Source organism: Hymenobacter arizonensis, assembly GCF_900115775.1.
GTDB lineage: Bacteria > Bacteroidota > Bacteroidia > Cytophagales > Hymenobacteraceae > Hymenobacter > Hymenobacter arizonensis.
Genome location: NZ_FOXS01000005.1, coordinates 453,006 through 474,655 on the forward strand (window position 1 = coordinate 453,006; position 21,650 = coordinate 474,655).

The following is a 21,650-nucleotide window of genomic DNA, read 5'->3' on the forward strand; positions in this document are numbered from 1 at the left end:
GGCGCTTTTGCTTTTAGCAGGCCAGTCACTTCCATTGTAATCTGCCTTATGCGCTACCTGTTGCTGCTATTGCCTTTTGCCCACCCGGTTGCTGCCCAGGTAGCCCCACCAACTCCACCCCGCACCATATTGGTGCGCGGCACCGCCGAGCAGGAGCTGGACCCCGAAAAGCTGGATTTGCTGCTCACCTACCGGTTTTCCGATAATGTGAAGGAGAGCGGCCGCACCCAGGAGCAGGAGCAGAACTTGCAGCGCGTGCTGACGCAGGCCGGCATTGCGCCCGAAAAGCTGTTACTGGAAGACCTAAGCGCCAGTGGCTACGGCGGCTTCTCCAAAACAGGCAATGCCAACGTGGCCCTGACTAAGGTCTACCGGCTGACGCTAAACAACCCGAAGCTGCTCAATAGTCTCATCCCGCAGCTGGTGCAAACCGGCGCCGACAACCTGCGCGTGGTGAACTTGGAAAGCAGCCGCCTCGACGCGGCCCAGCTGGAAGTGGCCGGCCGCGCCGCGGCCAACGCCCGCCAAAAAGCCCAAACCGTGGTAAAGCAGGCCGGTGGGCAGCTTGGCGGCGTGGTAGCCGCTACGGAAGTATTGCCCGGCAGCCCCGGAAACAACACTCTAAGTGAATACCAGTTGGGCGCCGACAAGAAAGTGAAATCAATGGGCGGCGGGGATGGCGGAGCCGACATTGCCACCCCAAACCTGCGCAAAATCAAAGTGAAGGCCGTGTACGACATGGTGTTCGAGGTCAAGTAGTTTTTTCTTTCGCCATGCCAGCGCCTGCTCGCCCTGCCGTTCCCATTGAGGTGCTGCCGCTGTTTCCGGTGCTGGACCAGCGCCTCGCCGAGCTGCTGCGCTCCCTGTCGCCCACTGACTGGCAGCGCCCCACCCTGGCCCGGCAGTGGACGGTGAAGGACGTGGCCGCCCACCTGCTCGACGGCAACCTGCGCACGCTATCCATGCTGCGCGATGGGCATTTCGGCGAAGCACCCGACGACCCTGATTCCTACCAGGGAATTCTAACCTTCCTGAACCGTCTTAATGCGGAGTGGGTGCGGGCTGCCCGCCGCCTCAGCCCCGCAGTGCTCATGGAGCTGCTGGCACAGTCTGGCGCTGAGTACACGGCCTACCTCAACTCGCTCGACCCTTTCGCGCCGGCCACTTTCGCCGTGGCCTGGGCCGGCGAAGCCGAGTCGCGCAACTGGTTTCACATTGCCCGCGAGTACACCGAGAAGTGGCACCACCAGCAGCAGATTCACGCCGCCGTGGGCGGTCCCGGCCTGCTGACGCCGGAGCTGTTCGGGCCCTTTGCCGAAACCTGCCTGCGCGGCCTGCCGCACGCCTACCGGCACGTGGCCGCGCCCGTGGGCACAGTGGTGCACGTCTGCATCACGACCAATTTGGGCGGAACGTGGCAGCTCCGGAAAGTCCCGGCCGGCTGGGAGCTGCAAGCCCCTGATGCTGTTGCCGTGCCCGCCACGGTGGTCAGCCTTAGCCCTGACGTGGCTTGGCGGCTGTTTACCAAGGGCATGAGCCCAGCCGAGGCCCGGCCCCACGTGCAGCTCGTTGGCAGTCAGCCGCTGGGCGAGGCAGCTCTGGGCCTGCTGGCTGTGATGGCCTAAGAGCGCGGCAATGCGCCTCGAAATGAAGTAATCTGATAAGGTTTTCGTCTCCACTCCTTAATAGCTGGGGCCGGGCGGGCTTGCTGCTCTTATGGAAAAAATACGTATAAACCAATTAAAATCGGAAAATACGTATTTGTGCCCAACCACATAGGCAGAAGAGTAGTTAAAGGACTATTCAATTATTGTACTGCGGCTGTCCGCCGCTCCTTAGTTATGTCACCTTTATCTACTTTGCGGCGCTGGTTCCGCGCGGCTCCGCTTGCCATTCTAGTGTTGAGCTTGTCGGGTTGCGATTTGCTGGAATTCAGTCCCAACGACAGCCGTGTGCCCGAGGAGTTCACCAACCTTACTCAGAAAAACCTGGCTAAGCTGGAAGCCAATCCCCTGGCCCCCGGCGATACCCTGCGCTTTGTATTCACCGGCGACTCGCAGCAGTTCTACGACGAGGCCGAAGCCCTGGTAAAGAGCGTGAATCAGCAGCCCGACATTTCCTTTCTGCTAGTAGCCGGCGACATCTCCGATTTTGGTTTGGCCCGCGAAATGCGTTGGGTCGACGAGAAGCTGCGCCGCCTGAACGTGCCGTACCTGACCGTAGTGGGCAACCACGACCTGATAGGCAATGGCCGCGAAACCTACCAGCGCATCTTCGGCGACCTGAACTACTCGTTTGTGTACGGCGATACCAAGTTCATTATGGTCGACACCAACGGGCGGGAGTACAACTTCAACGGCCAGGTTCCCAACATGGGCTGGCTGAAGCCGCAGCTTGCCAACTTCGACGGCGCCCGCCGGCAGGTGGTGGTGGCGCACGTGCCGCCCAACGACGTTGACTTCGACCCGGCCCTGAGCGTGCCCTACGCCCAGGCCCTGCGCGACACCGAAAACCTGGTGTTGAAGATGAACGGGCACCGACACTCCTCCAGCGTGGGCCAGCCCTACGACGACGGCGTAACCTACGTCAACTCCGATGCCTTTTCCGAGCGCACCTATATGGTGGTTACGGTGTGGGGCGACCGCGAATTCCGCATCAAACAGGTTCAGTTCTAATGGCCTCCTTGTTGCTCTCTGCCCTGCTGCTGGCGGCTCCGGCCAGCCCGGCAGCGCCCCCCGCCGATACCATTACTGCAGTGCCGGCCCCTCTGGTAGTGCGCAAATGGTACCGCCCCACGCATGCGCTGCTGCAAACCGGCGGTGGCCTGGGCATGGTGACGGGCGGCCTCGGCTATGCCTTCGTCAACAACCGGATTGATGCCGACGTGCTGGTTGGCTACGTGCCCAAGCGCTTCGCGGGCTCCGCGCTCGGCGTCGCCTCAATCAAGCTGATGTACTCGCCGTTTCGGCTGCGCGTGGCCGAGCAGGTGCAGGTGCTGCCCTTCACCATTGGGGGCTATTACAGCTACACCCACAACACCATCAACAGCGGAGCCAGTGGGCAGTACCCCGCCGACTACTATTGGTTTTCGACCGATAGCCGCTACGGCCCTTTCATCGGCGGGCGCTTCACCTACCTGGCCCCGCCTATAGCGGCCACCGGTACCCCCCGCAAGCTCTCCTTTTACTACGAGCTGGGCAGCAACGACCTCTACATTGCCAGTTACCTCACCAACCGCGATGGCGGGCTAGGCATAGGCCAGCTTCTTACCCTGGCCTTGGGCGTAAAAGCTGATTTCTGAAGTTGAAGAACCGAGGCGCCGCCCCAATTGTGCCACTATAAGCAACTCTTAAACCTCAGCCGCCACCGTTGCTGAGGGTTTTTTGGGTTCTCAGGAACGGTTAGTAAATGCCGCCCTGCCTATTTCATAGCGGAAAGGTGTCGCTTTCAGCAAGCAGCGCAACTTTTGCGCTAGGGGGGAGGTCATCGGCGAACAGATGACTCTACTGGTCTCGCCTTACCTTTTGCTCCATGAAAAAATGCCTTATGCTCTTGACGTTACTGGCGTTGGCCGCTCCGGTAGCTGCCCAACACGTTGAAATTGCGGGCCGGGCAGGGGTAGGGCTGTTTAGGTTTGGAGGCCAAAATGCAACGAGCAACTCTTTCGTGCTGTATCAGGACCTGGGTGCCAGCAGCGAAGGTTACGTAAACAACCCCTACGGTAGCCGCGTGGGTACGGGCTTGGCGCTGGGCGGGCGGGTGCAGCGCGTGGGTTCACACAATGGCCTGCTAGCGTTTGACCTCGGATACGAACTGCTTCGGAGCCGAAACAATATCAACCAGCTGTTCTACTCGCCGTCGCAGTTCAGCTCCTTCATCGGGGTGTATAGCGCCGACGGAAGTGCGGCACTGCAAAGCAAAAACCTGACAGCCTTCCTGGGCTTGGGCCGCCGCCTAAAAGCGAGCCTGGTTGAAGTAGATATTTTGGCTGGGCCAGAGCTGGCTTACATCTACGAGCTGCGTGATAAAGGCAGCGGCACCTACAACGGCGGCCAACCTTGGGCCATTAACTCGCTCCGCAGCTACGAAAGCCGCCTCGACCTCCGCCTGCGCGCCGACATCACGGTGTGGTACCACCAGCTAGGGGCCAACGCCAGCTATTCCCATGGCTTGCTGAACTACCAGAGTGGCCTGAAAGGAACCAACTCCGAAGTGTATGCGCGAATACTGCGTCTGGGCTTGGCCTACCGCCTGAAATAGGTACCGGCTTTATGTCAGGTGAAACGGCTGAAGAGGGTTGCCAGCGGGAGGCTTTGGAGGTGTAATAGTTTTCTTTATACTTATTCAATATTGATTGCTCCGTAACGCCTGGGGGGGCTTTGCAGGATACTGCCGCTAAGGAATAGTGCAAAAACAGGAAAAGAAGAAATATTGCGAGTGGCGAGCATCATACTGGCTTGTTGCCAGTATATTGTACTGCTTCTCTCTTAGAAGGTCAACTTTTCAAGTCCTTCCGCTATCTACCTTTTGCTATGTTTCGTCTGTTACTAGTTTTTCTATTAAGTAGCCTGCCGCTGTGGGCCACTGCCCAGCGACAACGCAACACAAACTGGGAAAGCGGCACCCTCGAAAAAGGCGAAAAGGTGGGCGAATGGCAATACTACAGCTATTCGGCTCTGGGTGAGCGGGTGATAACCCAGCGCTACGACCACACCACCCGGAAGCTGGTGTATGCCCGGCCCGACGATAAAAGCTACCGGGCCGAAACGGCGCCCGGGCAGTGGCAGAGCACCCAACTCGCGCAGGCGCCCTGGTTCATTGGCGGCCACGAGGCCCTTGCCGCCTACACCTCCAAGCTCAAGTACCCGCCCGCGGCCGAGGCCCGCAACGTCCAGGGGCGGGTGGTGGTGGAGTTTGTGGTCGATACGCTCGGGCACCTCAGCAACTACAAAGTAGTACAAGGCATTGGCAGCGGCTGCGACGAAGAAGCCCTGCGCGTGGCCCGCACCGTGCCCAACGAGTGGGTGCCCGGCCGGGTGGGCTCCCAGGCCGTGCCCGTTGTTTACGAGTTGCCCTTTACCTTTCGTTTGAAGTAGGCGGGCAACTCGCGGCCTATTCAGCGGAGCCCATGCGGCAGCTACTACCTGCCAGGCCATTCCGGCGCTCCCCGCGCAAGCAATTTCTTCCCGCTCCGCACCCGGTGATAGCCGCATCATCCAATTTCTAAAATCAGTTCGAACCCCTGAGTTAATTGCGGATAGCTGTCGTAGCTTCATGGCAATTCTAAGCGCCCATTTCAATTTTCAAGTCGTTCACATAATCCCTTCTCCTTTTTTCACCATTCTGTTTTTTCCATGAGACAACTCTTACTCCTGCTGTTCGTCCTGCTTGGACTGACGGCCAATGCCCAGAAAATATCGGTATCGGGGCGCGTGACTGGCAGCCGCGGCGAGCCCGTTCCGGGCGCCACCGTGCTCGAAAAAGGCACTAACAACGGCTTGGCCACCAACAGCGACGGTAACTTCGCACTGCAGGTAAACCCCGATGCCACGCTCTCTATCTCGGCCGTGGGCTTCCAGACCCAGTCCGTGCCCGTAAACGGCCGCACCTCGTTCAACGTAACGCTGCAAGTGAGCGCCCAGGACCTGAACGAAGTCGTGGTCACCGGCTCGCGCGCCACCGAAGGCCGCTCCAACATCCTGACCACAGCCCCGGTCGACGTGATTTCGGCCCGCGAAATCCGGGCGTTTGCCCAAACCGACGTGGCCCAGGCCCTCACCTTCACGGCCCCCTCGTTTCAGTCGGCCCGCCAAACCATTTCCGACGGCACCGACCACCTCGACCCGGCATCGCTCCGCGGCCTCGGCCCCGACCAGGTGCTGGTGCTGCTCAACGGCAAGCGTCGTCACAACCAAGCGCTGGTCAACGTGAACGGCACCGTGGGCCGCGGCTCGGTGGGCACCGACCTGAACGCTATTCCGATTTCGGCCGTCAAGCGCATTGAAGTGCTGCGCGATGGTGCCGCCGCGCTTTACGGCTCCGACGCCATCGCCGGGGTTATCAACGTGCAGCTAAAAGACGACAGCACCGGCGTAAACGTGAGCACGCAAGCCGGACAAACCGTTGAAAACGACGGGCAGCTGTTTCAGGCCGACGCCAACGTGGGCATTGGCTTGGGCGGTAAGGGCTTCCTCAACGTGAGTGGCCTGTTTTCCAACCGCAGCTACACCAACCGCAGCGGCGTCGACACAGCCCCGCTTATCTACCTCGGCGACAACGCCGGCAACTACCCCAACAAGCCCAACCCCAACTTCAACCCGGCCATTGCTGCCGGTGGAACAAACCCTGCCACGCTCGCCCTGAGCTCGGCAGAGCGGCAGTCCCTGAAGCAGCGCGACGACCAACTCGTGTCGCAGCGCGGCTACGACCGCCGCAACCTGCGCTTTGGCAACTCCGATGCCCGCAACTACGGCGGTTTCCTTAACGGAGCCTTCCGGCTGGCACCCGGCCTGCAGCTTTACGGCTCGGCGGGCATCATGCAGCGCGAAGGCAGTGCGGCGGGTTTCTCGCGCCTGCCCGGTCGCTACAGCGTTCAGAACGACTCAACCAAGTACCCCAATGGCTTTCTGCCGTTGATTCAGCCTACTATTAAAGACCGGTCGCTGCTGGCGGGCCTGCGCGGACAGGTGCTGGGCTTTAGCTATGACCTGAGCAATGTGTACGGCTCCAACTCGATGGATTTCCGGGTGGTAAACTCCATCAATGCCTCGCTGCCGCTGGGCACGAGCCCCACCGAATTCTACGCCGGCCAAATATTTTTCCGCCAAAACACCAGCAACCTGACCCTTACCCGTCGCTACACAGAAGTGGGGCCGCTGGCTACGCTCAACGTGGCCGTGGGAGGCGAGTATCGCCTCGACAACTATCAAATCACCGCCGGCGACGAAGCTTCTTATATCAACGGCGGCCGGCTGGCCGACACTGGCCCACGCACGCTCAACGTGAACGTCAACAACGGCCGTCAGCTGGGCCCAGCGGCGGCCGGCGCGCAGGTATTTCCCGGCTTCCAGCCCAGCAACGTGCTCAATAAGTCGCGCACCAACCTGGCGGGCTACGTTGACCTGGAAAGCGACATTACCGAAAAGCTGCTGGTTCACCTGGCGGGCCGGGCCGAAAACTACTCCGACTTCGGCTCTAACGTGAGCGGCCAGGCCGCGGCTCGTTTTAGCATTACCGACGGGGTAGCCCTGCGTGGCTCCGTAGGCAACGGGTTCCGGGCGCCTTCGCTGCAGCAGCGCTATTTCACCAACCAAAGCACTCAGTTTGTGCAGGGCAACCCCCAAACCGTGCTCACGGCCAACAACGACAACAACATCGTGCGCCAGTTCGGGGTGGGCTCGCTCAAGCAGGAGCGCTCGACCAACTACAGTGCCGGCCTGACGGCGCGACTGGCCCAAACCCTGACGTTTACGGCCGATGCTTACTGGATTGATATCAAGGACCGGATTGTGCTCAGCACCCAGTTCAATCGGACCAACGCACTGGTAGCAAGCTACCTCAACGCGGCCGGCGCCACTGATGTAGGCATTGTGCAGTTTTTCGCCAACGCCGTCAATTCCCGCACCCGCGGCATCGACCTGGTGTTGAACGAGCGTCTGACGCTCTCACCAAATAGCACGCTGGGCCTAACGGCTGCCGCCAACTTCACCGAAACCTTGGTGCGCGATGTGATTGTGCCAGGGCAGCTGCAGGACCCCACGCTGCGCAACATCTTCTTTGACCGCCAGCAACGCGGCCGCCTCGAGAATGCGCAGCCGAACAGCAAAATCGTGCTGAGCGCCAACTACCGCATTGGCAAGTTGGGCGTAGAAGCTCGTACCGTGCGCTTTGGCGAAGTGAAGTTCTACGACGCCCGCGTCGACCCAGAGCCCACCACGGCTAACCCCAACCCTTTCCTTTTCTCGAGCATCGACCAAACCTTCTCGGCCAAGTGGGTAACCGACCTGACGCTCAACTTCCAACTGCTGAAGCAACTGGGCCTGGCCGTAGGAGCCAACAACATCTTCAACGTCTACCCCGACCAGTACCGCGTCAACCCGCGGAACAATCCCAACAACTTCTCGACCGATGGGGCGACGAGCTACGTCTCCAACCTCGACAATACTAACCGTGGCCGTACGCTTTACAATCCCAACCAGTTTGGCTTCAACGGCGCGTTCTACTTTGCGCGCCTCAACGTGTCGCTCTAAAAACGACTGTTTTCCAACAAAAAGCCAGCCCCAGAATCGGGGCTGGCTTTTTTTATTGGTCTTTGAATGGGTGAACCGTAAAAGCAAGAAAGTTGGATTAATGCCCTCGTGGTGAGTCAACCAGCATTTCCCAAAAGCAGAAACTACTGGCCAGCATAAGCTAAGCGGGCCACTTGGGTGCCACCCAGGTTGCGCGCCAGGTAAAGGCCCGCGGGCAACGTGCTAGCCGGGCGCCAGCTGATGCTGCCATCGGCCGCACTCAGGAGCTGCGCCACGGTGCGGCCGAGCTCGTCGAAAATCACCACCGGCTGGCTGCCTTTTTCAGCGAATTGGAAGCGGACTTCTTCCCGAAAGGGCATCGGGTGCGGGGCCTGCACCAGCGACTGGCGTACTCGAGTGGCCAAGGGTTGCTGGGGCGCAACCAGGAATGAAATGACTTGGGTAGTTACGCCTTTGCTCGGGCAAGCATCATCGACAGCGGTTGCCGTGAGGACATAGCGCCCAGTCAGGAACCCCGCGGGTACCTGCCAGCTAAGCTGGCCCTGCCCATTTCCCTGCGCCTGGAACGTAACGCCCGGGGTGGTGCCGGCCGCCTCGCTGAAAACCAGAACCGTCTGGCCCGCGTCCGGGTCGGTTGCGGTAAGGTTGAGCACTATAGTCTGGCCTTGGCTCGCTCTAATGGTTTGGCCCAGCAGCTGGCCGGTGGGGTTGTTGCTGAACGCAACCTGACTAAACACTGGCACCTGATTCGTACCGCTGGTAATGTAGTAAATCATGTCGCGGTTGATTTGCCCAATTCGCTGCCAAGTACCATTCACGCGTCGGTACTCGTTCACTGCGACCGCTACGATGAAAATGCCCTGTTGTACCGGTATGGCGCGTGTAAGTAATTCGCCAGTGCCTGCATTTATGTCGAAATGCGGAGCCACGGTGCTTCCGGCAGCCAATGCCCCACATGCTTGCGTAATGCTGGTTTTTGACACGGGCCGCACCAATTCATAAGTCAGCGAGTCGCCTTCGCTGTCGAAGGCGCTCAAGCTATGGCGTTGTAGCTGATTGCCGACTAGTTGAATGAGATAATGCGAAGTGAACTTTGGGGAGGAGTTTACCAAGCCAGTGGAGTTATCCAGGGTGGCGGTAACATGGATAGACTGGTTGAAGGACTGCGGAAGGTTGCTAATGCCCGAGTGTCGGTTTTCGCCGTTGATGCTCAGCGTCCACTGGGCTGGGGGCAAATCCACTTCTCCTTCAATCATCATTATTTGATAGGAAACGCTAGGTGCCCCAACGCAGCTTGTAATGGGTGCTGGCAGCGTACGAGTGAGCATAAGCTCGGTGGTAAAGCTGCCCGACTGGGTGTTGCCGCATTCGTTTTTACCACAGGTTAAGGTGAACGAAGTGCTTCTTACTACAGAAGTAAAGTCGTTAAATACCCAGGCCGAGACGCGGTACCGGTTGGGAGAAGCGGTGGTGCCAATGTATTCGTAGACAAGCTCGGCGCCCAGCGTGTGAGAGGCTTTGACAACGGATATGCTGCCTAACCAAGCAAAAAGAATGACCAAGCTGCGGATGAGTAGAATTGGACGCATGGCGGCGACGGAAAGTAGATGTGAGTAAGTGTGGGAGCAGCCGAGGAAACGGGGTCGTTGGGATTAGTGTAACTAGCTAGTGATAAATTTATTGCAGTAATTATGAAATGCCTGGCTTTGCTTTTCACCAATTACTAGTTGCTCGAATTAATAATCTGCTTGAAAAGCATAATCCCCAGCCGGAACTACCGAACTGGGGATTGTTGACTGCATGCAATTGGTTGGGATGATTTTACTTCCCCACTGGCACCGCTGCGGCCTTACCCGAAGAGTTGGTATCCAGAATCTGGAACAAGTCATCCAACTTGGGCGTGAGGATGATTTCGGTGCGGCGGTTCATGGCCTTATTGGCGGGCGTGTCGTTGCTGGCTACGGGCACGAACTGGCCGCGGCCCGAGGCCGTCACACGCGCCGGCGCCACGCCGCCGCTGGTGAGCAGGCGGGCAATTTCGGTGGCGCGCAGGGTGCTCAGGTCCCAGTTGTCGGTGAGGCCGGCGGTGCCGCGCGTAATGGGCACGTTGTCGGTGTGGCCTTCCACCACCACGTTCACGTCTTTCTGCTCTTGCAGCACGGCCGCGAGCTGCTTCAGGGCTTCCTGGCCCTTGGGGTCCACTTTGGTCGAACCCGACTTAAAAAGCAGTTGCTCGGAAAGCGACACGTACACCTTGCCATCCTTCAGTTTCACCTGAAGGTCGCTGGAGTTGAAGCTGAGCAGGGCCTTGCTCACCCGGGCGCGCAGGTCATTCACGGCCTTGTCTTTCTCGGCCAGGGCCTTGGTGAGCTCGGTGAGGCGGGCTTCACGCACCTTGAGGTCGGCGGCGAGACGGTCGTTATCGGCCTTGCTCTTTTGCAGGTTGGTGTCCAGCACGCCCAACTCGGCTTCGCGGCGGGCCAGGTCCTGGGCCACTTTGTTGTAGTCCGAAGATTTGTTGGCCAGCTCCCGGTCGCTGTTTTTGAGCAGCTTGTCGTAGCTGTTATTCAGTTCGTTGTACAGGCCGCGGGTTTTGCGGTAGGCGGCGCCGGTTTCGGCCGAGTCGTTCACGAGGCGCTTCTGGGTGAGGCGCAGCTGGGCCAGCTCGTCGGTGGCTTTTTGCAGCTCGGCGGTGGCGCTGCGGTACTGGCGCTCGGCGGTGGCTTTGCCGTCGGCATCGGCCTTTTGGCGGGCACTCAGGTCGTCGTATTTCTTGGCCGTTACGCAGCTGTTGAGCACAGGGGCCGCCAGCAGCGACAAAGCCAGGAGGGCAGGGGAGAGGTTTTTCACAAAAATCAAAGAAGGCGAAAGGCCGGACCATCAGCGGCCGGACCACCCGGCCGCATTCGTGTAGCAAGGTAGCGCCTAACGAAGTTTCGGCCACTGCGTATTTCCCCGGCAAGCTGCGCCTGCACGTATGAAGGGCGCTGAAACCCAGTGCTGCCCGAATGCCCGACGGGGAGGGCAGGCGGGTAGGGCCTAGGCAAATCACAGGTTTTTTGAAAGCGCTGAGCCAACGCCAACCCGGTTAAAGCCCAATTTATCCAGCATTTTTCCGGCTATCTTTGCCCACCTCCTGCCGCGCTGCCCACGGCCCCACCGCCCTTAACCTGCTCTTTCCGAATGGCCTCCCCCCTGACCCTGAGCTCCGAAAACGAAGCCCTGCTGACGCACCAGTGCGTAGTGAGCAAAGACCTGCTTCACGCGCCCGGCCCCAATTTTCTGGACCGTTGCTTTGTGCCCAGCGGGCGCACGCCGCAGGTGCTCCGCAGCCTGGGCGCGCTCTACAACCACGGCCGGCTGGGTGGCACTGGCTACGTCAGCATCCTGCCGGTCGACCAGGGCATTGAGCACACCGCGGGCGCCTCGTTCGGTCCGAACCCAATGTATTTCGACCCCGAAAACATTCTGAAGCTGGCTATTGAGGGCGGCTGCAACGCCGTGGCCACCACCTTTGGCACCTTCGGAAGCGTGGCCCGCAAATACGCTCACAAAATTCCGTTTCTGGTCAAAATCAACCACAACGAGTTGCTGACCTACCCCAATAAGTACGAACAAATCATGTTCGGCTCGGTGCGGCAGGCTTGGGACATGGGCGCCACCGCCGTGGGGGCCACTGTCTACTTTGGCTCCGAAGACAGCAACCGCGAAATTGTGGAGGTAGCCGCCGCCTTCGAGGAGGCCCACTCCCTGGGCATGGCCACCGTGCTGTGGTGCTACACCCGCAACAATGCCTTCAAAACCGCCCAGAAGGATTTTCACGTGGCTGCCGACCTCACCGGCCAGGCCAACCACCTGGGCGTGACCATGGGCGCCGACATCATCAAGCAGAAGCTGCCCGAAAATAACGGCGGTTTCAGCACCCTGAAGTTTGGCAAGTGCGTGCCGGCCATGTACGACCAGCTCAGCACCGACCACCCCATCGACCTCACCCGCTACCAGGTGCTGAACTGCTACTCGGGTCGAATTGGCCTCATTAATTCGGGCGGCGAAAGCCTCGGCGCCGGCGACCTCGAGTCAGCGGTGCGAACGGCCATCGTAAACAAGCGCGCCGGCGGGCAAGGCCTGATATCGGGCCGCAAGGCCTTCCAGCGCCCTTTCGCCGAAGGCGTGGCCCTGCTCAATGCCATTCAGGACGTGTACCTTAACCCCGCCATTACGCTGGCGTAGCCACTGCCGGAGCTGTGGAAAGCGGCTGGCTGCCCCGGCAACCGCCAGCTTTTTCTTCCGCAAGCCTGACAATCCCTTACTTTTGACCTTACAGTTTTAATTCGAACTACTAGCTTCCAGCTATAAGCACCCTCCCATATATGTCCTGGTTCAAGCGCGTAGAGAAAGGCATCGTCACCCCTACCGACCAAAAAAAGGAGACCCCCGACGGCCTCTGGCACAAGTGCCAGGAGTGTAAAGCCGTGGTTACCATGGCCGAGCACAAGCGCCTGTTGTCCGTGTGCGGCTCCTGTAATTACCACGACCGCATCGATGCGGTCGACTACTTCGACTTCCTTTTCGATGGCAGCCAGTTCGAAGAGTTGGATGCCGCCCTCACCTCGGGCGACCCGCTCCGCTTTGTCGATACCAAAGAGTATCCGAAACGTCTTGCGGCCACCGAGCACAACACCGGCTTGAAAGACGCCGTGCGTACGGCCCACGGCCTGTCGGCGGGCCAGCCGCTGGTGGTGGCCGCCATGGATTTCAAGTTCATCGGCGGCTCGATGGGCTCGGTGGTGGGCGAGAAAATTGCCCGGGCCATTGATTATGCCCGCCAAACCCGCACGCCTTTCCTGATGATTTCGCGTTCGGGCGGGGCCCGCATGATGGAAGCCGGCTACTCGCTCATGCAAATGGCCAAAACCTCGGCCAAGCTGGCGCTGCTCTCGGAAGCCGGCGTGCCCTACGTAAGCCTGCTCACTGACCCCACCACGGGCGGGGTCACGGCCTCGTTCGCCATGCTCGGCGACTTCAACATTGCCGAGCCGGGCGCCCTCATTGGCTTTGCCGGCCCCCGGGTTATCAAAGAAACCATTGGTAAAGACCTGCCTAAGGGCTTTCAAAGCGCCGAGTTTGTGCTTGAGCACGGCTTCCTCGATTTCATTGTGGACCGCCGCGAGCTCAAGCAGCGGTTGGCTCATTTGCTGGGCATGCTGCAGCCCGCGGCCGCTCCCGTGCCCGAGCAGCGCGAAGCCCGACGCACCTCATCCAAAGCTCACTAGAGCCCGTATTAAATTTTATTTTTTTTCGGCACACTTCTTGAAAAGCCCGTATCCGTTACCGGAACGGGTTTTTCCCGTATAATGCCCGAAACATCCTCACCAATTTTCATTTTCACATGAACACCTCCAAATCTCTTCTTACTGTGCTGATGGCCTTCGTGCTGTTGTTTAGTTCCTGCGCATCGTCGCGGCAAACCGGCACTACTACGCAACCTGACCTCTCCACTAACAACGGAACCGGCGCCCGCAAAGAGGGCATGAGCAAAACCACCAAAGGCGGCCTCATCGGGGCTGGTACCGGCGCTGCCGCCGGCGCTATCCTGGGCCGCGTTATCGGCGGAGGCCGGGGCACGGCCATTGGCGCTATCGTAGGCGCTGCTGCTGGTGGTACCACCGGTGCCATCATTGGCCGCAAAATGGACAAAGCTGCCGAAGACCTGCAGCGCGACATGAAAAACGCCCGCGTAGAGCGCGTAGGCGAGGGCATCAAAATCACCTTCGATTCGGGCATCTTGTTCGATTCTAACTCGGCCAGCCTGCGTGCAGCTTCGGAGTCGGATATCACCAAAATGGCCGCCGTGCTGCAGAAGTACCCCGACACCAACGTGCTGATTGAAGGCCACACCGACAACACGGGTTCCGACGCCATCAACCAGCCGCTGTCGGAGCGCCGGGCCCAGGCCGTCGCCAGCTCGGCCATCAACAAAGGCGTGGCTTCCAGCCGCATCACCACCCAGGGCTATGGCTCGTCGCAGCCCGTAGCCGACAACTCTACTGTCGAAGGCAAGCAGGCCAACCGTCGCGTTGAGGTTGCCATCTACGCCAACGAAAAAATGAAGAAAGCTGCCGAAGACGGCCGCTTGTAAGCTGAACGCTTGGTCTGGCCGCCTGCTGCGCTGTGCAGCTGTGAAGGGCCCGACAAAGCAATTGAAAAAGGCCGCCTCGTTAGGCGGCTTTTTTTTATGTCATCGGCACGCTAATGGCCAACAGGCCAGGTAAGACCTAAAACCACCGGCGAGGTGCCTGCGTTTAATCTGGGTGTTTCTCACCCTTAATTTGTAATCGTCATGAAAAATCTCAAGATATTTTTCCTGTTGGTGTTTTCCTTCATTTTGCTGGCCGGTTCGGCTGCCCAAGCCCAAACGGAGCCTACCCCCAAGAAAGGCTGGAGCAATAAAGCCAAAGGGGCTGCCGTGGGCGGTGGTGCCGGTGCCGTAACTGGCGCCGTTATTGGCGGGGGCAAAGGGGCCATCATTGGCGGGGCAGCCGGCGCGGTGGGCGGCGGCATCCTGGGCCGCAAGCGCGACAAGAAGAGAGACCCGGCCCGGTACAATGAGTACCGCAATAAAAAGAAGTAGATTCATAGTCCGAACGCTTTCGGCTGAATAATAAAAACGGCCCTTCCTGCACGGTAGGGCCGTTTTTTTGCTTTATCGAGCCAGGGGTGGCGTTTGACGAGTTAGAGACTTCGTTCAACTTACGGAGTTTGGCAAGGTGGTTGCAAATGGCGTACTTGCCGGCCCGTTGCATATGCTGCGGATTCAATCTGGCTAACCCCTATTTCCAAATCTCTTTCAATCATGAAATTCTTTCGTTCGTCAATCACTTTTATGTTGGCTTTGCTGCTGTTGGTGAGCTCCTTCGCGCAGGCCCAAACTTCTACCGTATCGACTGATAAGCCTGCTGGGATGAGCAAAACCCTCAAGGGTGGCATCATTGGTGGCCTGGGCGGTGCCGTAGCCGGTGGCGTTGCTGGTCGTTTGATTGGTGGCAAGTCGGGCACTGCCAAAGGTGCCATCATTGGTGCTGCCGTGGGCGGTACGGCTGGTGCCCTCATCGGCCGCAAAATGGACAAAGCTGCTGCTGAGCTGCGTCGCGACCTTGAAGGTGCTACCGTAGAGCGCGTAGGTGAAGGCATCAAAATCACTTTTGCTTCGGGCATCTTGTTCAACACCAACTCGGCTGCGCTGACGCCTTCTGCTGCTGGCAACATCGACCAACTGGCGGCTACGCTGAAGAAGTACGCCGACACCAACGCGGTAATTGAAGGCCACACCGACAGCTCCGGTTCGGATGCCATCAACCAGCCCCTGTCCGAGCGTCGCGCCCGCGCCGTTGCCAACGAAATCACTGCTCAGGGTGTCGACAATGCCCGCATCACGGCCACTGGCTATGGTTCGAGCCAGCCTGTAGCCGACAACACCACCGCTGCCGGCAAGTCTGCCAACCGTCGTGTGGAAATCGCAATTTTCGCCAACGAAAAAATGCAGAAAGCCGCCAAGCGTGGCCAACTGTAAGCTGTCTGAACCGCGGATTGGTCGGATTCCACGGATTTTGTGGACGATTAATCGACGGGTCTAGTCGACAGTATTATTGAATAGAAAAAGCCGCCCGCTTGGGCGGCTTTTTCCGTTTAAGTATTGTCCACAAAATCCGACTAATCCGTGCCATTCGATAAATTTGCGGTTCATAAAGACTCGCCCGCCGCCGAAAAAGCCTGGGCCGACCATGAGATTCTCAACGCGTTTTATGGGCCGGTGCCCAAAGCTCCGCGGCGCACGCCCATGCGCGAGCTAATTTCCACCATTCTCTCGCACCGCACCACCCACGCCGACGAAGAGCTGGCCTACGACCGCATGCTGGAAGCTTTCGGCGACTGGCCGGGTGTGCTGGCCGCGCCCACGCCCGACTTGGCCCACGCCATTCGCACCACGCGCTGGCCCGACACGCAGGCGCCGCGCATTCAGGAGGTGCTGCGCCGCATTCAGGCCGAAACCGGGGGCAGCTTTACCCTGGACTTTCTGGCCGACTGGCCCGTGGAGCGCGGCATGGCTTGGCTGACCGACATGCCCGGCATCGGCCTGAAAACCGCCTCGCTGCTCTTGCTCTTCAACTACCGCAAGCCGGTGCTGCCCGTCGATGCGCACGTGCACCGGGTGGCACAGCGCGTGGGCTTTCTGGGGCCCAAAGTGTCGGTAGAAAAAGCGCACAGCGTGCTGCTGGCCCTGCTGCCACCCGATGCCGAAGCCTTGTTCAACTTCCACAAGCACAACTATTGGCACGGGCAGCAGATTTGCTTTTTCCTGCGTCCAAACTGCCCACGCTGCCCCTTAAAGGGCTTCTGCAATTACTACCAAGAGCACTACGGCGAAGCCACGCCCGAAGCGCTGGCGGCCACGCCTACCCAATGGGATTCCAATGCGTGGGGCAAGCTGCCCCATTAAAGCACAGGTCGCTAGCGCAGGGCTTGAATATTCGTGCGAAGGCTATCCGTGAAGGCGTGGAGGTAGGACGGGATGTTGCTTTTTTGGGTATCAATCAGCCAAAAGTGGCGAGTACCGGCTTGGCGCACTTCTACATAATAGCCGCCCCAGTCGCCTGCGTCTGGCTGGCCGATAACGTTGGCACGCTCGAGTAGCAGTTGCGGCGGTACTTGCTGCATTAGGCCATGAACCCGGCGAAAATTGGCGGCGCTACGCGCTAGGTATTGGCCTTTATAAGGGGCAGCGGCGGATGGATACCGGTCGTTTATGTCTTCAGCCAACGTTTGCTTGGCCAGGTCGAGCCGAAAAATCCGAATGCAGTTTGGGCCGTAGCATTCTCCGTAGAAACTGCCAAATACCAAGGTATTGTCCAGCGCTGGCGTGGCGGTCTCTTTCTGGCAGGCCGTGAGCGTGCTAATTATTGCTAGAAGAAGAATAGCCAGCGGAGTGAGGAGTCTGGACATAAGCGCGGCGGATAATTATTGAATGGCAACACTACCTTGACCGGCTGCCGTTACGTTTGGTTGCATCATCCAGTTGGCCCGTTGAAGCGGGGTGCCCGGCCGTACCTTTAGCCCACTTATGCGCCTCGTCAAGCACCCCGTACTCTGCAATTACTACGTCACTTATCGCTGCAATGCGAAGTGCGCATTCTGCGATATCTGGGAGAAGCCCTCGCCCTATATCACGCTGGAGGATGTGACGCAGAATCTGCGCGACCTTAAGCGCCTGGGCGTGTCGGTGATTGACTTTACGGGAGGCGAGCCGCTGCTGCACCGCCAGCTGCCCGAGTTTCTGGGGCTGGCCCGCCAAATGGGCTTCATCACCACCGTGACTACTAACGGCCTGCTGTATCCCAAAAATGCTGAGAAGCTGCGCGGCTTGGTTGACATGCTGCACTTCTCGCTTGACTCGGCCGACCGCGCCACCCACGACCTGGGCCGGGGAGTGGCCTGCTACGATTTCGTGCTCGAAAGTATCCGCGTGGCCAAGGCGCTGGGCGAACGGCCAGATATCCTCTTCACCGTTTTCCGCAAGAATCTGGCAGATTTGGAAGCCGTGTACCGCGACATCGCCCAGCCCAACGGCCTGGTGCTGATTCTCAACCCCGCCTTCGAGTACGGCGACGTGGAAACCGGCGAGCAACTCACGCCCGAAGAGTTAGACTACCTCTCGGCCTTCGGCAAGCGCAAGGGCGTTTATCTGAATGAAGCCTTTATCCAGCTGCGGCGCGACGGAGGTAACCACATTGCCGCGCCCGTGTGCCGGGCTGCCAGCACCACACTGGTTATCTCGCCCAGCAATGAGTTGGTGTTGCCCTGCTATCATCTTGGCGAACAGAAGTTTCCCATTGAGGGTGGGTTGTTTGAGCTATACAATGCGCCGGAAACGCAGCGGCTGGCAGCGCTGGAGGGCCGCTTGCCCGCCTGCGAGGGCTGCACGATTAACTGCTACATGCAGCCCAGCTTCGCGGTGGAGACCAGCAAGTATTTCTGGCAGGCGCTGCCCAGCACGCTGAAATACAACTGGGAGAAAGGCACCTGGAAGCGGTTATTAAAGGCTTAACGAGGGCATTGTAATTCAAAAGAACGTCATGCTGAGCGCAGCCGAACCGAAGGTCGCCGTAGGCAAGCCTCTCTACCGCGCCGGCTGTCATGCTGAGCCTGCGAAGCATCTTATCAGGCTAGAACTAATCATTCAGCGGTGACAAGATGCTTCGCAGGCTCAGCATGACAGACGATTGGCATCTAGTGTAGAAGAGGCGAGCGAGAGGCTTTGGCTGCGCTCAGCATGACGTTCTTTTGCTCACTGCTCACTGCTCACTGCTCACTGCTCACTGTTATTAAAAAAACTATGCCCGCACTAATTCTTTCCGTTCACGGCATTCACCCCGAAATTCCCGCCGACTGCTTTATTGCTGAAAACGCCACAATCGTAGGCGACGTGGTACTGGGCAGGGGCTGCACCGTCTGGTTCACCGCTGTGATTCGCGGCGATGTGCACCGCATCCGCATCGGCGAGGAAACCAACATTCAGGACGGGGCGGTGCTGCACTGCACCTACCAGAAGGCGCCGCTCACCATCGGCAGCCGCGTGAGCATTGGGCACCGGGCTCTGGTACACGGCTGCACCGTGGAAGACGATGTTCTCATTGGCATGGGGGCCATTGTGATGGACCACGCCGTGGTAGGCAGCGGCTGCATCATCGCGGCCGGGGCCGTGGTGCTGGAAAACTTCGTGTGCGAGCCAGGCTACCTCTACGCCGGCGTGCCCGCCAAAAAAATTAAGCCTGTGACGGACGAGCAGCGCGAAGGGTTGAAGCGCACCGCAGTCAATTACCAGACCTACGCCAGCTGGTTTCGATAAGAACCTAGGCTTGACTTTTCATGATTCTGTTACCGGTGCCCCCGCGGTGTGTGCAACGCAGAAGAATTGACTGCTCTTTTAAGTTTTTGAAAAGTCCGTTAAAAATGCTGTTTTACTACGCTTGGAATGTGGATTCAGCTTTTTAGACTCCCAATCCAAGTAGTCAGAAAGCCTATTATTAGCACATAACGGATTGCCAAGACTAATCAGGCAGCGTTGCTTAGCAGCAATTACTACCCATAGCGGTGTTGATAACCCTATTAGTAAACGGGAGCTTCACTAGACGCTGGTATTTTCTTCCATTGAATTCATGGCCAACTTCTACCGCACGCTCTGTGCCTTTCTTTTCCTTGATCTTATTAATAGCTGCCAGCGCGCTAGCTATCAATTTCAGGCAGGGGCTGCGGTAGCGCAAGCGACAGTAGAAGGGCCGAAAGCAACGGCCATTACCGCAGGCCCTATGTCTGTAACCGAGAAGATGGTCGCGTCGTCACGCACAAAAACGCTGCTCCTACATTCCCGTAGACGGCCCGCTACCAAGGCCCGGCGTGCCGCAGCTGCGGTTTTAATCCCCATGCCAATGCTATTTGTCACACAGCACGTAGTGATTGGCAAGCGCCTAGCAAAGGCGGCAAGTCCGCTGGAACCCGACCCACCAGTACGCTATGCGCGCAAAGGTGTAGCGTTTGCACTAGCTGTGGTGTTAGGCTTTTTCGGAGCCCATTTATTTTACCTCGGCGACAATAGGCGGGCACTTTGGTATTTGCTTATCACGCTGGCTGGTCTTGCCCTAGCGGCCCTGGCCATTCCCATTGGCAACCTAGCCGTGTTCGGTGGCGGTTTGGGAGCGGCACTCGTAGCGGTTTTCTTTTTGCTACTAGGCGTTGGCGCAGTATTGAGCGTATACCTACGGGCCCTGATTGATGGAATGCACATCCTCAGGGAAGGTGTATAGCTCGCTTCAAATAAGGCCTCTCAACTACCAGTATTCTGCACTCTCAGAAGCGGGTAGTCCCGTGGCAGCGCGGGCCGCCTTACAGCTCGTGGCCCAAGTCCCCGCGCGGCGCGGCGCGCTCTTCCACAGTAGTCACGCGCAGTTGCACCAGCTCCACGGCGCGGCGCGAGCGCTGCAGCACCCGGAACTCGTAAGGGTCGAGCACGGCCACGTCGCCCACTTCCGGGATGCTGCCGTAGATAACGTTGAGCAGGCCGCCCACGGTTTCGTAGTCTTCGCCCTCGGGCAAGGGGAAGGGAAGGTACTCGTTGGCGTCGGAGATGGGAGTGGCGGGGTTCACCCGGTATTCCTCTTCGGTCACCTTCTCCACCACGGGCACTTCGTTGTCGTACTCGTCCTGGATTTCGCCCACGAGCTCTTCCATGATATCCTCAATGGTGACGATGCCCGACACGCCGCCGAACTCGTCGCTCACGATAGCCATCACAATGTGCTTGCGCTGAAACTGGCGCAGCAGGCGGTTGATTTTCTTCGTTTCGGGCACGAAATAGGGCGGGCGCATGATGCGGGCCAGCTCCACGGGCTCCTGCCGGCTGATGATGGGCAGCAAGTCCTTCACGTTGAGCACGCCCACGATGTTGTCGATATTGCCCTCGTAAACGGGCATGCGCGAGTAGCCCTCGTTGAACACGATGTCGAGAATCTGGTCGGCGGGGGCGTTCACGTCTAGGGCCGAGAGCTTGGTGCGGGGCACCATAATCTGCTTCACCATGCGGTCGTTGAACTGAAACACGTTCTCAATGAGCTCGTGCTCCGAGTCCTGAATCTCGCCGCTCTCCTTGCTTTGGTCGAGCAGCATGCGCAGCTCGTCGGAGGTGTGGGCGTCGCTGCCGTGCACCGAATTTACCCCAATCAGACGCAGCGTCATGCCCGAGAGCTTGTTGAGAACCCAGATAAAGGGAAAGCTCACTATATAAAATATGCGCAGCGGCAGGGCAATAGCGATGCTCAGAGCCTCAGGGCGCTGAATAGCCAGCATTTTGGGCGCCTGCTCGCCAATAACGATGTGCAGCACCGTGATGGTGGCAAACGAAGTGGGCAGCGCAATCTGGTGGGCCAACTCGTCCGTCACGTTTAGGCCGAGGGCATGAACAGCCGCCAGAATGATGGACGCCACCACGCTTTCGCCTATCCAACCCAAGGCCAGTGAGGCCAGCGTAATGCCCAGTTGCGAGGCCGACAAGTAAGCTTCCAGGTCCTGTAAGATGCTCAGGGTGAGCTTGGCAAGTCGGTTGCCCTCTTTGGCGCGCAGCTCTATCTGCGATATCCGCACTTTGACCAGCGCGAATTCGGCGGCCACGAAAAATCCGTTTACTAAAACAAGTAAAACGGTGAATAATATTTTTAAACCCATGTGGATGGCTCCCGCGACACGGTCGGTCTGGGAACCTTATTTATTTCAAAAGTACGGAGATTAGCGCGGCTAGTTGGGCCGCTGAACTTTCCGGCCGCCAGTTTGTGGTACGGACAGCCTTATTTTGTG

The 21,650-nt window shown here is 58.8% G+C and carries 20 protein-coding genes; 16 read left to right on the top strand and 4 right to left on the bottom strand.

What is annotated here, in order from left to right; genetic code table 11:
- Window positions 1-48: 48 nt before the first annotated feature.
- The 7 genes from BMZ66_RS18410 to BMZ66_RS18440 all read left to right on the top strand — a co-directional run bounded on the left by BMZ66_RS18410 (window position 49) and on the right by BMZ66_RS18440 (window position 8,249).
- Window positions 49-759, top strand: a complete 711-nt coding sequence (locus BMZ66_RS18410; protein ID WP_092677002.1) for an SIMPL domain-containing protein — start codon at window positions 49-51, stop codon at window positions 757-759.
- 14 nt (window positions 760-773) lie between these two features.
- Window positions 774-1,625, top strand: coding sequence for a maleylpyruvate isomerase N-terminal domain-containing protein (locus BMZ66_RS18415; protein ID WP_092677004.1), 852 nt, complete (start codon window positions 774-776; stop codon window positions 1,623-1,625).
- 216 nt (window positions 1,626-1,841) lie between these two features.
- Window positions 1,842-2,675 (top strand): metallophosphoesterase family protein, encoded by an 834-nt coding sequence (locus BMZ66_RS18420; protein ID WP_092677006.1) that lies wholly within the window; start codon window positions 1,842-1,844, stop codon window positions 2,673-2,675.
- Window positions 2,675-3,301 (top strand): hypothetical protein, encoded by a 627-nt coding sequence (locus BMZ66_RS18425; RefSeq protein ID WP_092677008.1) that lies wholly within the window; start codon window positions 2,675-2,677, stop codon window positions 3,299-3,301. Before BMZ66_RS18420 ends, BMZ66_RS18425 begins: the two co-directional genes overlap by 1 nt.
- 230 nt (window positions 3,302-3,531) lie before the next feature.
- Window positions 3,532-4,260, top strand: coding sequence for a hypothetical protein (locus tag BMZ66_RS18430; RefSeq protein ID WP_143080276.1), 729 nt, complete (start codon window positions 3,532-3,534; stop codon window positions 4,258-4,260).
- Window positions 4,261-4,532: 272 nt separating this feature from the next.
- Window positions 4,533-5,096: an energy transducer TonB gene (locus BMZ66_RS18435; protein ID WP_092677012.1), complete on the top strand. Its 564-nt coding sequence runs from the start codon at window positions 4,533-4,535 to the stop codon at window positions 5,094-5,096.
- A gap of 258 nt (window positions 5,097-5,354) precedes the next feature.
- Window positions 5,355-8,249 (top strand): TonB-dependent receptor, encoded by a 2,895-nt coding sequence (locus BMZ66_RS18440; protein ID WP_092677014.1) that lies wholly within the window; start codon window positions 5,355-5,357, stop codon window positions 8,247-8,249.
- A 143-nt stretch (window positions 8,250-8,392) separates the two neighbouring features.
- On the opposite strand, the gene BMZ66_RS18445 is transcribed toward BMZ66_RS18440, so the two are convergent.
- Window positions 8,393-9,838 carry a hypothetical protein gene (locus BMZ66_RS18445; protein WP_092677016.1) on the bottom strand — a complete coding sequence of 482 codons (1,446 nt, stop codon included), beginning with the start codon at window positions 9,836-9,838 and terminating at the stop codon, window positions 8,393-8,395.
- A 232-nt stretch (window positions 9,839-10,070) separates the two neighbouring features.
- A complete protein-coding gene (locus BMZ66_RS18450) occupies window positions 10,071-11,099 on the bottom strand; it encodes an OmpA family protein (protein WP_234795155.1) in 1,029 nt (342 codons plus the stop codon).
- Between the two features lie 333 nt (window positions 11,100-11,432).
- On the opposite strand from BMZ66_RS18450, the gene BMZ66_RS18455 reads away from it, so the two are divergent.
- The 6 genes from BMZ66_RS18455 (at window position 11,433) to BMZ66_RS18480 (ending at window position 16,746) form a co-directional block, all read left to right on the top strand.
- Window positions 11,433-12,479, top strand: a complete 1,047-nt coding sequence (locus tag BMZ66_RS18455; protein WP_092677019.1) for a class I fructose-bisphosphate aldolase — start codon at window positions 11,433-11,435, stop codon at window positions 12,477-12,479.
- Window positions 12,480-12,619: 140 nt separating this feature from the next.
- On the top strand, window positions 12,620-13,522 hold the full coding sequence (accD, locus tag BMZ66_RS18460) for an acetyl-CoA carboxylase, carboxyltransferase subunit beta (RefSeq protein ID WP_092677021.1): 903 nt from the start codon (window positions 12,620-12,622) through the stop codon (window positions 13,520-13,522).
- A 116-nt stretch (window positions 13,523-13,638) separates the two neighbouring features.
- Window positions 13,639-14,388, top strand: coding sequence for a YiaD family glycine zipper/OmpA-like lipoprotein (locus BMZ66_RS18465; protein WP_234795156.1), 750 nt, complete (start codon window positions 13,639-13,641; stop codon window positions 14,386-14,388).
- A 201-nt stretch (window positions 14,389-14,589) separates the two neighbouring features.
- Window positions 14,590-14,880, top strand: a complete 291-nt coding sequence (locus tag BMZ66_RS25220) for a YMGG-like glycine zipper-containing protein (protein WP_143080277.1) — start codon at window positions 14,590-14,592, stop codon at window positions 14,878-14,880.
- A 222-nt stretch (window positions 14,881-15,102) separates the two neighbouring features.
- Entirely contained in the window at window positions 15,103-15,819 is a 717-nt protein-coding gene (locus BMZ66_RS18475) for a YiaD family glycine zipper/OmpA-like lipoprotein (protein WP_177204798.1), read from the top strand.
- Window positions 15,820-15,966: 147 nt separating this feature from the next.
- Entirely contained in the window at window positions 15,967-16,746 is a 780-nt protein-coding gene (locus tag BMZ66_RS18480; RefSeq protein ID WP_234795157.1) for an endonuclease III domain-containing protein, read from the top strand.
- An 11-nt stretch (window positions 16,747-16,757) separates the two neighbouring features.
- On the opposite strand, the gene BMZ66_RS18485 is transcribed toward BMZ66_RS18480, so the two are convergent.
- Window positions 16,758-17,249: a hypothetical protein gene (locus tag BMZ66_RS18485; protein ID WP_092677024.1), complete on the bottom strand. Its 492-nt coding sequence runs from the start codon at window positions 17,247-17,249 to the stop codon at window positions 16,758-16,760.
- Window positions 17,250-17,367: 118 nt separating this feature from the next.
- Here BMZ66_RS18485 and BMZ66_RS18490 point away from each other — a divergent pair, with 118 nt between their 5' ends.
- The 3 genes from BMZ66_RS18490 (at window position 17,368) to BMZ66_RS18500 (ending at window position 20,107) form a co-directional block, all read left to right on the top strand.
- Window positions 17,368-18,351 (top strand): radical SAM protein, encoded by a 984-nt coding sequence (locus BMZ66_RS18490; protein ID WP_092677026.1) that lies wholly within the window; start codon window positions 17,368-17,370, stop codon window positions 18,349-18,351.
- Between the two features lie 288 nt (window positions 18,352-18,639).
- Entirely contained in the window at window positions 18,640-19,152 is a 513-nt protein-coding gene (locus tag BMZ66_RS18495) for a gamma carbonic anhydrase family protein (RefSeq protein ID WP_092677028.1), read from the top strand.
- 310 nt (window positions 19,153-19,462) lie between these two features.
- The gene (locus BMZ66_RS18500) at window positions 19,463-20,107 is read left to right on the top strand and encodes a TM2 domain-containing protein (RefSeq protein ID WP_092677030.1); all 645 of its coding nucleotides are present in this window, start codon (window positions 19,463-19,465) and stop codon (window positions 20,105-20,107) included.
- A 79-nt stretch (window positions 20,108-20,186) separates the two neighbouring features.
- On the opposite strand, the gene BMZ66_RS18505 is transcribed toward BMZ66_RS18500, so the two are convergent.
- Complete coding sequence (locus BMZ66_RS18505; protein WP_092677032.1) at window positions 20,187-21,521, bottom strand: hemolysin family protein; 1,335 nt, start codon at window positions 21,519-21,521, stop codon at window positions 20,187-20,189.
- Window positions 21,522-21,650: the final 129 nt, after the last annotated feature.

Excerpts from the sequence above, each read along its gene's own strand:
- BMZ66_RS18500 (WP_092677030.1), top strand. The coding sequence starts at position 19,463 with ATGGCCAACTTCTACCGCACGCTCTGTGCCTTTCTTTTCCTTGATCTT.
- BMZ66_RS18435 (WP_092677012.1), top strand. The coding sequence starts at position 4,533 with ATGTTTCGTCTGTTACTAGTTTTTCTATTAAGTAGCCTGCCGCTGTGG.
- BMZ66_RS18425 (WP_092677008.1), top strand. The coding sequence starts at position 2,675 with ATGGCCTCCTTGTTGCTCTCTGCCCTGCTGCTGGCGGCTCCGGCCAGC.
- BMZ66_RS18495 (WP_092677028.1), top strand. The coding sequence starts at position 18,640 with ATGCCCGCACTAATTCTTTCCGTTCACGGCATTCACCCCGAAATTCCC.
- BMZ66_RS18445 (WP_092677016.1), bottom strand. The coding sequence starts at position 9,838 with ATGCGTCCAATTCTACTCATCCGCAGCTTGGTCATTCTTTTTGCTTGG.
- BMZ66_RS18410 (WP_092677002.1), top strand. The coding sequence starts at position 49 with ATGCGCTACCTGTTGCTGCTATTGCCTTTTGCCCACCCGGTTGCTGCC.
- BMZ66_RS18440 (WP_092677014.1), top strand. The coding sequence starts at position 5,355 with ATGAGACAACTCTTACTCCTGCTGTTCGTCCTGCTTGGACTGACGGCC.
- BMZ66_RS18475 (WP_177204798.1), top strand. The coding sequence starts at position 15,103 with ATGAAATTCTTTCGTTCGTCAATCACTTTTATGTTGGCTTTGCTGCTG.
- BMZ66_RS18430 (WP_143080276.1), top strand. The coding sequence starts at position 3,532 with ATGAAAAAATGCCTTATGCTCTTGACGTTACTGGCGTTGGCCGCTCCG.
- accD (WP_092677021.1), top strand. The coding sequence starts at position 12,620 with ATGTCCTGGTTCAAGCGCGTAGAGAAAGGCATCGTCACCCCTACCGAC.
- BMZ66_RS18490 (WP_092677026.1), top strand. The coding sequence starts at position 17,368 with ATGCGCCTCGTCAAGCACCCCGTACTCTGCAATTACTACGTCACTTAT.
- BMZ66_RS18420 (WP_092677006.1), top strand. The coding sequence starts at position 1,842 with ATGTCACCTTTATCTACTTTGCGGCGCTGGTTCCGCGCGGCTCCGCTT.
- BMZ66_RS18455 (WP_092677019.1), top strand. The coding sequence starts at position 11,433 with ATGGCCTCCCCCCTGACCCTGAGCTCCGAAAACGAAGCCCTGCTGACG.
- BMZ66_RS18485 (WP_092677024.1), bottom strand. The coding sequence starts at position 17,249 with ATGTCCAGACTCCTCACTCCGCTGGCTATTCTTCTTCTAGCAATAATT.
- BMZ66_RS18415 (WP_092677004.1), top strand. The coding sequence starts at position 774 with ATGCCAGCGCCTGCTCGCCCTGCCGTTCCCATTGAGGTGCTGCCGCTG.
- BMZ66_RS18505 (WP_092677032.1), bottom strand. The coding sequence starts at position 21,521 with ATGGGTTTAAAAATATTATTCACCGTTTTACTTGTTTTAGTAAACGGA.
- BMZ66_RS25220 (WP_143080277.1), top strand. The coding sequence starts at position 14,590 with ATGAAAAATCTCAAGATATTTTTCCTGTTGGTGTTTTCCTTCATTTTG.
- BMZ66_RS18465 (WP_234795156.1), top strand. The coding sequence starts at position 13,639 with ATGAACACCTCCAAATCTCTTCTTACTGTGCTGATGGCCTTCGTGCTG.